This is a genomic window from Streptomyces sp. NBC_00878, assembly GCF_026341515.1.
Lineage (GTDB): Bacteria > Actinomycetota > Actinomycetes > Streptomycetales > Streptomycetaceae > Streptomyces.
Window position 1 is genome coordinate 7,131,183 of the sequence record NZ_JAPEOK010000001.1, and the last position, 12,689, is coordinate 7,143,871.

Genomic DNA, 12,689 nt, shown 5'->3' on the forward strand with positions numbered 1-12,689 from the left:
CGGTGGCGCACTGGCTGAGGGCCTGGTGTGGTCAGGTGCCGTGGGGTGCGCTCCGCGGGGCGTCCCTGACGAACACGATCCCGTCGATGTCGGCCAGGTGGGCCGGGTCGAGGGAGGCGTAACCGAACCACGGGGACACGCGGGGCGCGGGCCGCCGGTCGCCGAGGGCGGTGGCCAGTTGGGCGGCGTCGACGACGTAGCGGTCCTCCGGGAGCGCGTACAGGAGTCCTTCGACGGTGTCCGGGGGCGGGGCGTCCACCCCCTGGTGCCGCATCGTGCCGAGAGCCATGGCCAGGAACGCGTACTCCTCGCCCAGCCGGGCGCTCACCAGCGCGCCGGCGCTCCACCACTCCACCGGCAGGCCGCCCATCCGCATCGAGCTCTTCGGCCGCTGGAGATGGCCGTTGTGGGCGTGGACCAGGGCCGGGCCCCGTTCGATGACGGCGAGGAGGTTGTCGGCCATCATCTGGTCCCGCAGGCCCACCAGCCGCGTCATGCGGCCCGGCGAGGTGTCGGCCATCCAGTAGTGGTAGCGCAGCAGGCCGACCGCGGTACGCCCGTACAGACGCGCCCGGTCCCAGGCCTCCCGCGAGGTCGCCTTGATCAGGTGCGGCGTCTGCGTGTCGAGCAGTGCCACCAGATCGTCGGCGTGCAGCCGCAGTTCCCCGGCCTCGGCCGACCGCCCCACGGAACGGGCCGGGTCCATCATCGCGTCGGGATGGGTCCACCGGTCGTCAGGGCCGAGCAGGCGGTCGAGCGTCTCCCCGGTGCAGGGGAACAGGCCGGCGTCCACGTGGGCCGCGAGATAGCCGTGGAGTGAGGTGAGGGCCTGCCGGGGGCTCGCCGGGCCGGTGATCTCCAGCGGGCCGTCCGCACCGGCGAACCGGATCCGCTCGGAGGCGGGTCGGCCCTCGTTGAAGTCCCGCATCCAGCGTACGAGTTCACGGTTGGCCGCGGATGCGCCGAACCCGTGGCTGAATCCGCGCTCCATGACCTCGTCGAGGGTGCCCGTGCCCGAGGTGACGTAGTCGTCCACGACCAGGCCCATCAGGCAGTCGCTCTCGATCGCGATCGTCCGGTGGCCCTCCTGCTCGACGAGTTGCCGGAAGAGCTCGTTGCGCAGGAGGAGCGGAGCGTCCACTCCGTGGGTCGGCTCGCCCAGGGCGAGCAGCCGCGGCGGGGCCGGGAGCGGCTTCAGGACGGCGGCGGCTTCGACGGCATGGGCGATGTCCTTGATGTCAGTAGCCATGCCTTAAACGGTATCGTTGAACCTTCGGTTGAAACTTGGCGGCGATATCGGCAGGCTCATGGGACGAAACCTTCAAAACGGGGAGCGGCTCAGGCCGGTCGACCTGGCGCGCGGGCACGGTCTGTCCACGCAGGCCGTCAGGAACTACGAGGACGCCGGCATCCTTCCGGCCGCCGGTCGTACGGACCACGGTTACCGCACCTACACCCCGCTGCACGCGCGGGCCCTGCGCGCCTTCCTCGCCCTGGTGCCCGGCCACGGCCATCCGACGGCGACGTCGATCATGCGGGCCGTGAACGAGGGCGCGGTCGACGAGGCGTTCCGCCTCATCGACGAGAGCCACGCCCAACTCCTCGACGACCGCCGGACCTTGACGGCGGTGGAGAGCGCCCTCGGCGCCCTGGAGCCGACCACGGTGTCCGCACCCGTGGTGTCCGCGCGCGCAGTGCCAGGCTCCGTGGTGCCAGCACCCGTGAGGCCAGGACCTGCGATGTCAGGACCTGCGATGTCAGGGCCAGGCGGCTCAGGACCCGGCGGCACGTTCATCGGGCCACTGGCCGAGGAGCTCGGGATCCGGCCCGCGACGCTGCGCAAATGGGAGCGCGCCGGGCTGGTGCGCCCGCGCCGCGACCCGCTGACCGGGTACCGCGTCTACGACGAGGCCGACGTACGGGACGCCCGGCTGGCCCACCAGCTCAGGAGGGGCGGCTACCCGCTGGAGCGGATCGCGCCGCTGATCGAGCAGGTGCGGGCGGCCGGCGGACTGGAGCCGCTGGAAGCCACCCTGCGCGACTGGCGGGACCGGCTGTCCGCCCGCGGGCGGGCGATGCTGACCGGGGCCGCCGAGCTGGAGGCGTACCTCCGCGAACGCGAATGAGAGGCCGCGCAGGCGTGGGGGCAGCAGGCCCGTACAGCCGTATGGGGGCGCCCGGTACGACACCGGGCGCCCCCATTCACGTACGACCCACTGGGCCTGTCAGGTCTACGAGGTGGTTGCCGCCGCGTCCGCCGCCTGGGCCCTGAGCGCGCGCTCGATGCCCGCGCGGGACTCCGAGATCAGGCGGCGCAGGGCCGGGGTGGGCTCGGCGGAGGTCAGCCACTCGTCCGTCTTGCGGAGGGTCTCCTCGGAGACCTGGACCGACGGGTAGAGGCCGACCACGATCTGCTGGGCCATCTCGTGCGAGCGTGAGTCCCAGACGTCCTTGACCGCCGCGAAGTACTTGTCCGTGTACGGGGCGAGCAGCTCGCGCTGGCCGGTCTGGACGAAGCCGCCGATCACGGCCTCCTGCAGGGAGTTCGGCAGCTTGTCGGACTCGACGACCGACTCCCAGGCCTCCGCCTTCGCCTCCTCGGTCGGGCGGGCGGAACGGGCGGTCGCCGCGTGGCGCTCACCGGCGGCCGTCTTGTCGCGCTCGTACTCGCCCGCGATCTCCGCCTCGTCGAAGCGCCCCACCGCCGCGAGCCGTTGTACGAACGCCCAGCGCAGCTCGGTGTCGACGGCCAGGCCCTCGATGGTCTCGTGGCCGTCGAGCAGGCCCTCCAGGAGGTCCAGCTGCTCCGGCGTACGGGCCGTCGCCGCGAACGCGCGCGCCCAGGCCAGCTGGTGGTCGCCACCGGCCGTGGCGGACTTCAGGTGGGCCAGCGTGGCGTCCGTCCAGCGGGTCAGCAGCGCCTCGCGCGCGGTCGGGTCGGCGTACAGCTCGATCGCCAGCTTCACCTGTCGGTGCAGCGACTGCACGACGCCGATGTCCGACTCCTTGCCGATGCCGGACAGGACGAGGGACAGGTAGTCACGGGTGGCCAGCTCGGCGTCGCGGGTCATGTCCCAGGCCGAGGCCCAGCACAGGGCGCGCGGCAGGGAGGACTCGAAGTCGCCGAGGTGCTCGGTGACGAAGGCCAGCGACTGCTCGTCGAGACGGACCTTCGCGTACGAGAGGTCGTCGTCGTTGAGGAGGATCACGGCCGGGCGGCGCCTGCCCACCAGCTGGGGCACGGCGGTCAGTTCGCCGTCGACGTCCAGCTCGATACGGCCGGAGCCGTCGGCGCTGTCGTCCCGCAGCAGCTTGCCGCTGTCGTCGTCGAGATCGTAGAGGCCGATCGCGATGCGGTGCGGTCGCAGGGTCGGCTCGCCCTTGGCACCCGCGGGCAGGGCGGGAGCCTCCTGGCGGATGGCGAAGGCGGTGATGACACCGTCCGCGTCCGTCTCGATCTCGGGACGCAGGACGTTGATACCGGCCGTCTCCAGCCACGCCTTCGACCAGGTCTTCAGGTCCCGTCCCGAGGTCTCCTCCAGGGCGCCCAGCAGGTCGGACAGGCGCGTGTTGCCGAACGCGTGCCGCTTGAAGTAGGCCTGCACGCCCTGGAAGAACTCGTCCTCACCGACATAGGCGACGAGCTGCTTGAGGACGCTGGCGCCCTTGGCGTACGTGATGCCGTCGAAGTTGACCAGCACGTCGTCGAGGTCGTTGATCTCGGCCATGATCGGGTGCGTCGACGGCAGCTGGTCCTGCCGGTACGCCCACGTCTTCATGGAGTTGGCGAAGGTGGTCCAGGAGTGCGGCCAGCGCGACTGGGGGGCGTACGCCTGGCACGCGGCCTCGGCGTAGGTGGCGAACGACTCGTTCAGCCACAGGTCGTTCCACCACTCCATGGTGACCAGGTCGCCGAACCACATGTGCGCCAGCTCGTGCAGGATCGTGGCGGCCCGCACCTCGTACGCGGCGTCCGTGACCTTCGAGCGGAACACGTACTGGTCGCGGATGGTGACCGCGCCCGCGTTCTCCATCGCGCCCGCGTTGAACTCCGGCACGAACAGCTGGTCGTACTTCTTGAACGGGTACGCGTAGTCGAACTTCTCCTGGAACCACTCGAAGCCCTGCCGCGTCACCTCGAAGATCGCGTCCGAGTCGAGGAACTCGGCGAGCGAGGGCCGGCAGTAGATCCCGAGCGGGACCGACTGCCCGTCCTTCTCGTACACGCTGTGCACCGAGTGGTACGGGCCCACGACGAGCGCGGTGATGTACGTGGAGATGCGGGGCGTCGGCTCGAAGACCCAGGTGTCGTCCTTGGGCTCCGGCGTCGGCGAGTTGGAGATGACGGTCCAGCCGGTCGGCGCCTTCACCGTGAACTGGAAGGTGGCCTTCAGGTCCGGCTGCTCGAAGCTCGCGAAGACGCGGCGGGCGTCCGGGACCTCGAACTGCGTGTAGAGGTAGGCCTGTTGGTCGACCGGGTCGACGAACCGGTGCAGTCCCTCACCGGTGTTGGTGTACGCGCAGTCGGCGACGACCCGCAGGATGTTGCGGCCCTCCAGGATCCCGGGCAGCGCGATCCGTGAGTCCTTGAAGACCTCGGCCGGGTCGAGCGGGTCGCCGTTGAGGGTGACTTCGTGGACGGCCGGGGCCACCAGGTCGATGAACGACTCGGCGGCGGTCTCGGCCGAGTCGAACCGCACCGTGGTCACGGACCGGTAGGTACCGCCCTCCTGCGCGCCGGAGAGGTCGAGATCGATCTCGTACGAGTCAACGGTGAGCAGCTTCGCCCGCTGCTGTGCCTCTTCGCGGGTCAGGTTTGTGCCAGGCACGCGGTCATCTCCTCGTTATGTGTGGGTTGCGTCATCCTTCCACGGCTGATGCGGGGAATGCGATGTCCGTTTCCCGCCGGTGGGAGGCGTGTGGCGGCGGGAGTCTGGATGGCATGACGACATATACCGCGCGGCCGATCACACCGGGTGTGCTGAAGGAACTCCGTCACGTCGATGACGCGGGGCGGGCCTGTGTTCCGTTCGTGAAGGAGGAGGGCAGGAGTCCGCTGCGGTGCTGTCTGCGGTGGAGTGAGAGTGGTGAGCGGATCGCTCTTGTCTCGTACGCGCCGTTGCGGCGGTGGGCCGCGGGGGTGGGGGTCGAGCCGGGAGCGTACGACGAGCAGGGGCCCGTCTTCGTTCACGCCGGGGAGTGTGCGGGGCCGGCGGGGGATGGGCGGTATCCGTTTGCTCGGCCCGGGGTGCTGTGCACCGTGCGGCGGTACTCCACCGAGGGGCGCATCCTCGGTGGGCGTCTCCTCGACCTCCCGTCGACCCCCGACGAATCGCTGGACGCGGCCTTCTCCGAGGCGTTCACCGATCCCGAGGTGGCTCTGGTGCACGTCCGTGCCGTGGAGTACGGCTGCTTCCTGTATGAGGTGCGGCGGCCGTAGGGCTTTTCTCGCCCCCGCCGCCCCTACCCTCCCCCACTCTCGGCTTCGCTCAAGCGGGGCGGACCCCCATCGTCACTACTCAGGGGCTCCGCCCCCAGGTTCGGGAAGGGGTGGGGCTGGGGAAAGAACTATGCCTTGAGCTCCGCCGCCACCAGCTCAGCGATCTGGACCGCGTTCAACGCGGCCCCCTTGCGGAGGTTGTCGTTGGAGACGAACAGGGCCAGGCCGTGCTCCACCGTCTCGTCCGTGCGGATGCGGCCGACGAAGGACGGGTCCTGGCCCGCGGCCTGGAGCGGGGTCGGGATGTCCGAGAGGGCGACGCCCGGGGCCCCCGCCAGCAGCTCCGTCGCGCGCTCCACGCTCAGCGGACGCGCGAAACGGGCGTTGACCTGGAGCGAGTGACCCGAGAAGACCGGAACGCGTACGCACGTACCGGAGACCTTGAGCGCCGGGATCTCCAGGATCTTGCGGGACTCGTTGCGGAGCTTCTGCTCCTCGTCGGTCTCGTTCAGACCGTCGTCGACGATCGAGCCGGCGAGCGGGAGCACGTTGAAGGCGATGGGACGCTTGTAGACACCCGGCTCCGGGAAGTCGACCGCCGAACCGTCGTGCGTCAGCTTGTCCGCGTCCGCCACGACCTTCTGCACCTGACCGTGCAGCTCCGCCACGCCCGCGAGACCGGATCCGGACACGGCCTGGTACGTCGCGACGACCAGCGCCTCCAGACCCGCCTCCTCGTGGAGCGGCTTGAGCACCGGCATCGCGGCCATCGTCGTGCAGTTCGGGTTGGCGATGATGCCCTTGGGGCGGTCGGCGATCGCGTGCGGGTTCACCTCGGAGACGACCAGCGGGACCTCCGGGTCCTTGCGCCACGCCGACGAGTTGTCGATCACGACGGCACCCTGGGAGGCCACCTTCTCGGCGAGGGCCCTGGAGGTGGCGCCGCCCGCGGAGAACAGGACGATGTCCAGGCCCGTGTAGTCGGCGGTGGAGGCGTCCTCCACGGTCACGGCCGTGCCCCTGTAGTCGATCGTCGAACCGGCCGAACGCGCCGAGGCGAACAGCCGCAGCGTCTCCACCGGGGTGTGCCCGGTCTTCTCGGCCCGCTCGGCGAGGATCCTGAGCATGACCGTGCCGACCTGACCGGTGGCTCCGACGATTCCTACCTTCACAGCGACTCCTTTTGCCTGTGCATTTCTGGCCAGTGTTTCCATCATGCGTCTCACCCCGGCCCGCCTGTCCAATCCTTTGACCCCGGAGACCGAGGACTGGGACGGGCCGGAGGACGGACCGGAGGAAGGACCGGAGGACGGACCGACGGCGTACGCCGAGCTCCCGGACGTCCGTAGAACTCCGTAAAACCCGGTCGAACGTTTCTGGCGCCAACCACGTCATAGAGGAAACGCGGCGAGGGGAGGGGTGGCTGTGCTGCGCAGAAAAGCCCGCCGCGTCCAGGGGGGCGAGGAGAGTGCCGGGGGGACTCTCGATGATCCCCTGGACGCGGCCCAGGAGCGTCGGGTACGGGCTGTGCTCGCGCTCGGCGGGGTGCCGCAGGCGGACCTGCCGGACGGGGTACAGCAGGTCCGCCTGCGGCTCCTGGAACGGGCGGCGAGCGGGACGGAGGCACCGCGTGACGTGTCGGCGTGGGCGGCGGTCGTCGCCTCGAACCTGGCGATGGACTGGCATCGGGCCAGGCGCCGCCAGGAGCGGATCGGCGAGCGGCTGGCCTCGCTGAGGCCGTCGGCGCAGAGCGCGGGCGACTCGGGCGACGACACCAAGGTGCTGTCGCTCGCCGTCGCCCAGGGCCTGGACGAGCTGCCGGACGCCCAGCGGCAGATCCTCGTGCTGCGCTTCTACGCCGACCTGCCCGTCCGTGGCATCGCCGAGGAACTCGGCATCCCGGAGGGCACGGTCAAGAGCAGGCTGCACACGGCGGTCCGCGCGCTGCGCGCCCGCCTGCACGAGGACGAGGTGGTGTGACGTGGCCGAGTACGAAGGAATGGACGCGCTGCTGGCCGCGCTCACGGACGAACCTCTCCCCGAGGGCGCCCGGGACGACGCGGAGTTCCTGGCGGAGCACAGGTCGGCGGCCGCGGACATCGCCCTGCTCAGAGAACAGCTCCGGATCATGGGCGACACGCTGGCCACGCAGACACCGGCCGAGGAAGGCGGGAGGCCAGAACCCGAGCCATCCCCCTCTCCATCCCCGTCCGTGTCCCCATCTCCGGCGCCGTCCCCCGCACCACGCAGGACACCGAAGCCGCCGCGGAAGCCGAAATCGCTCAGGGCGCCGAAACCGGTCAGGCCCGCGCAGCCGCCCTGGTTCCGGCGGTACGCGGGTGTGGCCCTCGGCACCCTCGTGGTGGCCGCGGGCACGGCGATGCTCGGCGGGATGGTGTGGCTCGGTGTGCAGGGCGGCGCCGGAGACGGCGGCTCGACCGACTCGTCCGCTTCGAGCGGGAAGCAGGAGGACAGCGGGGGCGACTCGTCGCTGCACTCGCCCGGGATGCACATCGCGTGCTCCAAGGTCCTCGTCGAGGGGACCGTACAGAGCATCACGCCCACGGGCGACGGGAACGTACGCGTCGTCCTGAAGGTGAAGCGCTACTACCGGCCCGAGCAGTCCGTGGCGGACCGTCCGACGATCACCGTCACGCTGCTCGACAGCGCCAGGGAGGACCTGAAGGTCGGTACGTACACCCTGGTCAGGGTGCCGGTGTACCCGCAGGACCGGCAGGACTGGGAGACCGGTGCGGGCGTCGCCGACGCCCGCGAGGGCATCCTTGAGGCGCTGCCGGGATCGCGGGGGATGGAGTGCGCGGGCCCTGCCGGGGGGTAGGGCCGGCGCGCAACGAGAAGGGCGGGCGCCCGGTGGAACCGGACGCCCGCCCTTCTCGTTCAGCAAGGCCGTTCAGAGCGTGACGGGTGCTACGGCGTGACCTTCCCGATCAGCACGTTGCCCGTGCCGGCCACCGTGCCCCGCGCGTTCACGAGCTGCGCGCGCCCGAAGAACGTCCGGCCCTCCGGCGGCGCCGCGTTCGCGACGACCTTGGCGGCGACCGACGCCGTACCCCCGGTGGCGAGCTTCACGGGCGTCGAGTCGACCTGGACCTCGCCGAGCGCCGGCGAGAAGTACACGTCCAGGTAGTCGTACGCCGTGCTGCCCGCCGGGATCGCGTAGCCGACGACCTCGATGGTGTACGTACCGGCGGCGGGCGACGGGACGGAGACGGACTCCTCGGAGTCGCCGTCCGCGGACTGGGCGACCTGGTTGCCCTGCGCGTCATAGACCGTCAGGTCGAGGTCCGCCGCGCTGTCCGAGACGTTGCCGATGCTGACGTCGAGCGAACCGGCGCCCGCGGGCACGTCCACCGTGGTGGTGTCCGTGGCGCCGTCGGCGATGGTCGGCCGCGCGGTCTTGGAGGAGCCGAGCGGGCCACCCTTCAGCGAACCGTCGACCGGGACGAGCTTGTTCGTCACCGTCCAGGAAACCGGGGCCGGCGTGCCCACCTTGACCTCGGGGACGTTCACGACCTCCGGGTCGAAGTCGGCGCCCAGCACCTCGACGCTCAGCTTGTACGGGTTGTCGAGCAGCGGCGACGTACGGCGCGACTCGACCTCGATCTCCCAGACGCCGGGCTGCGGGTCGACGTACGAACGCACGTCGGGCTTGCAGCCGTTGCCGTCGAGGTAGTTGTTGTAGCAGAACGGCGTCGAGGTCTCGTCGAGCGGAACGCCGTACGGGTGGATGGCGATGAACCGGGTCTGGCTCTTGTCCTTCAGCCCGCCGATCGCGACCTCAAGGGTCTTGGCGCCCTCGGGGACGGTCACGAAGTACGACTTGGTGGAGTTGCGCTGCACCGTGCCGGACGCCGAGTGGGTGTACTTCAGCGGGGCGGAGACCACGACCGTGGTGAGGACCTGCTTGTCGATGCCCTCGGTCTTCGGGTCGTCGACCTCCAGGATCGCGCTGCTGAGACCGGCGTTCTCCGGCTTGGCCGCGACCTTCACGGTCACCGGCTGGTTCAGCGGCAGCGAGACCTCGTCACTGCTGACGATCTTGAACGTGTTGTCCTTGTTGTTCTCGAGGTGCAGCTCGTGGCGGATCGCGCGGTCGGCGCCGGTCGTCCGGGTGATGGTGACGTCGTACGTCTTCTTCTGCCCGGCCTTGAGGCCGCCCTCGCGGTCGTAGAGGCCGGTGCCGAAGCCCGGGGTCTTGAGCGCGAAGTCGATCGCGGTGTCGACCGGGGCCTTCACCGTGTACTCGTGTGCGGTGGCGCCGTCGCGGATCGAGTCCCAGGCGTCCGGGATGTTGATCAGGCCCGCGCCCTCCACGTACGCCTGGGTGCCGCTGATGTGGTCGGCGGTGGAGGTGAGCGCGGTGCGCAGCTTGGCGGGCGTCAGGTCGATGTTCTTCTGCTTCGCGGCGCTCAGCAGCAGCGCGGACGCGCCCGCGGCCTGCGGGGACGCCATCGAGGTGCCCTGGAGCATCGAGTAGCCGGCCGGCAGGGCGTAGCCCGCCTCGGCGACCGGGCCACCGGGGAACCAGGTCTGCGTGGTGTTGATCGAGGCGCCGGGCGCGGTCAGCGTCGGCGTGAAGCCGCCGTCCTCACGCGGGCCGCGCGAGGAGAAGGGCAGCATCGCGTACTTCTTCTCCACGGCCGAGCCGTAGTTGGCGGCCCAGGTCTCCTTGGAGATGGACGCGCCGACCGAGATGACCTTGTCGGCAAGGCCGGGGTCGCCGACCGTGTTGGCGCCGGGGCCCGAGTTGCCGGCCGAGATGACCAGCTGGACGCCGTAGGTGTCGATGAGGCGGGTGTAGAGCTCGGCGCGTGCGTTGTTGCCGTCGTTCAGTGCGGGCAGACCGCCGATCGACATGTTGACGATGTCGACGCCGCGGTTGGTGACGAGGTCGATCATGCCCTCGGTGAGCGCGACGTTGGTGCAGCCGCCGGTCCAGGTGCAGGCGCGCGAGGAGACGACCTTCGCGCCGGGGGCCGCGCCGTTCATCTTGCCGCCGAACAGGCCGTTCGCGGCGGTGATCCCCGCCACGTGCGTGCCGTGCTCGGACTCGATGACACCGACGTTGACGAAGTCGCGCTTCTGACCGACCCAGGGACCGCCGAACGGGTCCATGGGGACGTCCTTGCGGATCTCCACGACGAACGGCTGGCGCTCGACTATGTCGGTGGACGGGTTGTCCGTGCCGAAGTAGCCGATCTGGTAACCGTCCTTGTACGGCTTCATCGGCGCGTCGTCGCCGAAGTCGCCGTTGTTGTTCAGGTCGACGCGGACCGTGCCGGCCGCCGCGTCGTACAGGAGGCCCCACACGTCCGTGGTGTCGCCGTCCCGGTTCGCGTCGCCCGCGGCGTCGCCGCCCGCGGTCGAGGACTCCCGGAAGAGGCTGACCTGGTACGAGCCTGCGGGCGCCGTCCAGGTCCTGCCGCTGTAGGTGAAGGTGGGCCCGGAGACCGGCGTGATCTGCGGGCGCCAGGTCGCGTCGGCGTCCAGGATCGGGTCGGTCGAGGTGACCCAGTCGACGACCTTGCGCTCGCCGGTGGTGGTCTTCTGCAGCGCCGGGTGCGCCAGGTCCACGCCGGAGTCGAGGACGCCGATGGTGATGCCGCGGCCGTCCGCCTTCGGATTCTCCTTCACGAAGTCGACGGCACCCGTCTCGAAGGACGGGTTGTACGGGTTCTCGGCGGGGGTGTTCTTGCCGGGCGCCGGGTAGGCGCCAGCCGTCGGGGCCGTCGGGGCGCCCTTGGCCGTGTCGCCGGACGGCGTCGGGTCGTCCAGCAGGATCTCCTGGCGCAGGTCGATGCCGTGCACGGAGGAGAGCTTCGCGGCAGCCTTGATGGCCGCGTCGGCCCTGCCGGTCGGGACGGTGGCGCGGACGTAGCCGAGCTTGTCGTCGGAGCGGCCGACGGAGCCACCCTTCACCGCGTCCAGCTGCCCCGCGACCTGCTCGGTCTGCCCCGGCGCGGTGGCGATCATCATCGTGACGTTCTTGTCGCCGGCGGCCTTGGCCTCGGCGAGGAGGTCGGCGTCGTCCGAACCGAGCTTGCCGCTCGCCGACTTGACGGCCGTGTCGACGGGGGTGCCCGGCTCGTCCGCGGAGAAGGCCATGGGTATCGGCCCCGCCGCAGAGAGGGCGGCCACGAGACCGGCGGCCACGGCGATGCGCGCCGCGCGTCTCGCGCCGGTCATCGGAGCACGCTGAGGGGTGGGGGTCATCAGCATCCTTGAGGTGAAGGAGAGTCCGTTGGAAAGTCCGTTGACGATCGGAACGATCGCCTCAGTCCGGAATGTGAACCCGGATGACCGCTCAGCTTTGCCCAAGTGACAGATGTTTGGGGAGGGTTGGCCGTGGCGTGAAGTGTGCATGGCGTACTTCCGCCATACGCCACCAAGGTCATAGCGGCGCATGGCGGGACATTCCCGGAGAGCCCATCTCTCCCGCGCGGCGCGCACGGACCTCCCGCGCGGCGCATATTGCCCTCTCCCGCAGGCGCGTTCGGGGCCCTCTCGCGTGCGCGCGTACCGCGCCCCGTACCGCGCCTGCTTTAACGTCTGTGCATGCACAAGGAGTTGAGAGTGGCGGCCTACGCCGTATGCGTGCGGGACGGGCGCATACTGCTCGCGCGCCTGGCGGAGAAGGACGGCAGCAGGCCCTGGACGCTGCCCGGCGGCGGCATGGACCACGGCGAGGACCCGTACGACACCGTGATCCGGGAGGCCGAGGAGGAGACCGGGTACGCGGTCGAACCGGTCGCGCTGCTCGGCGTCGACTCCGTCCGGCGCATCCCGCGCCGCCTCGGCAAGGGCGTCGACTTCCAGGGCCTGCGCATCGTGTACGAGGCCCGCGTCACCGGCGGCGAACTGCGCCACGAGACCGACGGCACGACCGACCGGGCGGCCTGGCACCCCCTCGACGAGGTGCCCGCGCTGGCCCGGGTCGGCCTCGTCGACGTCGGCCTCACGCTGTGGCGGGAGCGGCCGGCGGTCGGACGGGCTACGGGAATCCCGGAGCACCCCGAGATCTCCGGGACCTCCGATCCCTCTGGCGATCCCTCTGGTGATCTCTCCGGAAAATAGGTTCCGTACCCAGTCAAGTGAACGTGGAGTGACCGCCTCTCCTCGGTTCGGAGAGGGCTCGGTGGACGCGGAGGGTAGTCCAAGATCCACGTACGGTGATCGGCGCTGCCCGTTGCCGCTCAGTTAACGCGCAGGTCACCCCGGATGCCAACCA

At 70.5% G+C, this 12,689-nt stretch carries 10 protein-coding genes; 6 read left to right on the forward strand and 4 right to left on the reverse strand.

Going from position 1 to position 12,689, the window contains the following annotated elements; translation table 11 throughout:
- Window positions 1-31: 31 nt before the first annotated feature.
- Entirely contained in the window at window positions 32-1,249 is a 1,218-nt protein-coding gene (locus tag OHA11_RS30970) for an erythromycin esterase family protein (protein ID WP_266502058.1), read from the reverse strand.
- Window positions 1,250-1,307: 58 nt separating this feature from the next.
- Between OHA11_RS30970 and OHA11_RS30975 the strand changes: the two genes are divergently transcribed.
- Window positions 1,308-2,126: a TioE family transcriptional regulator gene (locus OHA11_RS30975; RefSeq protein WP_266502059.1), complete on the forward strand. Its 819-nt coding sequence runs from the start codon at window positions 1,308-1,310 to the stop codon at window positions 2,124-2,126.
- A 105-nt stretch (window positions 2,127-2,231) separates the two neighbouring features.
- Here OHA11_RS30975 and pepN read toward each other — a convergent pair whose 3' ends face one another.
- Window positions 2,232-4,829 (reverse strand): aminopeptidase N, encoded by a 2,598-nt coding sequence (gene pepN / locus OHA11_RS30980; RefSeq protein WP_266502060.1) that lies wholly within the window; start codon window positions 4,827-4,829, stop codon window positions 2,232-2,234.
- 113 nt (window positions 4,830-4,942) lie between these two features.
- Here pepN and OHA11_RS30985 point away from each other — a divergent pair, with 113 nt between their 5' ends.
- Entirely contained in the window at window positions 4,943-5,440 is a 498-nt protein-coding gene (locus OHA11_RS30985) for a DUF1203 domain-containing protein (RefSeq protein ID WP_266502062.1), read from the forward strand.
- A 128-nt stretch (window positions 5,441-5,568) separates the two neighbouring features.
- On the opposite strand, the gene OHA11_RS30990 is transcribed toward OHA11_RS30985, so the two are convergent.
- Window positions 5,569-6,612 (reverse strand): aspartate-semialdehyde dehydrogenase, encoded by a 1,044-nt coding sequence (locus OHA11_RS30990; protein WP_266502064.1) that lies wholly within the window; start codon window positions 6,610-6,612, stop codon window positions 5,569-5,571.
- A 43-nt stretch (window positions 6,613-6,655) separates the two neighbouring features.
- Here OHA11_RS30990 and OHA11_RS30995 point away from each other — a divergent pair, with 43 nt between their 5' ends.
- The 3 genes from OHA11_RS30995 (at window position 6,656) to OHA11_RS31005 (ending at window position 8,279) form a co-directional block, all read left to right on the forward strand.
- Window positions 6,656-6,799 carry a hypothetical protein gene (locus tag OHA11_RS30995; RefSeq protein ID WP_266502065.1) on the forward strand — a complete coding sequence of 48 codons (144 nt, stop codon included), beginning with the start codon at window positions 6,656-6,658 and terminating at the stop codon, window positions 6,797-6,799.
- Between the two features lie 66 nt (window positions 6,800-6,865).
- Window positions 6,866-7,420: an RNA polymerase sigma factor gene (locus OHA11_RS31000; RefSeq protein WP_266502066.1), complete on the forward strand. Its 555-nt coding sequence runs from the start codon at window positions 6,866-6,868 to the stop codon at window positions 7,418-7,420.
- Between the two features lies 1 nt (window position 7,421).
- Window positions 7,422-8,279, forward strand: a complete 858-nt coding sequence (locus OHA11_RS31005; protein WP_266502068.1) for a hypothetical protein — start codon at window positions 7,422-7,424, stop codon at window positions 8,277-8,279.
- Window positions 8,280-8,368: 89 nt separating this feature from the next.
- On the opposite strand, the gene OHA11_RS31010 is transcribed toward OHA11_RS31005, so the two are convergent.
- A complete protein-coding gene (locus tag OHA11_RS31010) occupies window positions 8,369-11,674 on the reverse strand; it encodes a S8 family serine peptidase (RefSeq protein WP_266502069.1) in 3,306 nt (1,101 codons plus the stop codon).
- Between the two features lie 342 nt (window positions 11,675-12,016).
- On the opposite strand from OHA11_RS31010, the gene OHA11_RS31015 reads away from it, so the two are divergent.
- On the forward strand, window positions 12,017-12,535 hold the full coding sequence (locus tag OHA11_RS31015) for an NUDIX hydrolase (protein WP_266502070.1): 519 nt from the start codon (window positions 12,017-12,019) through the stop codon (window positions 12,533-12,535).
- Window positions 12,536-12,689: the final 154 nt, after the last annotated feature.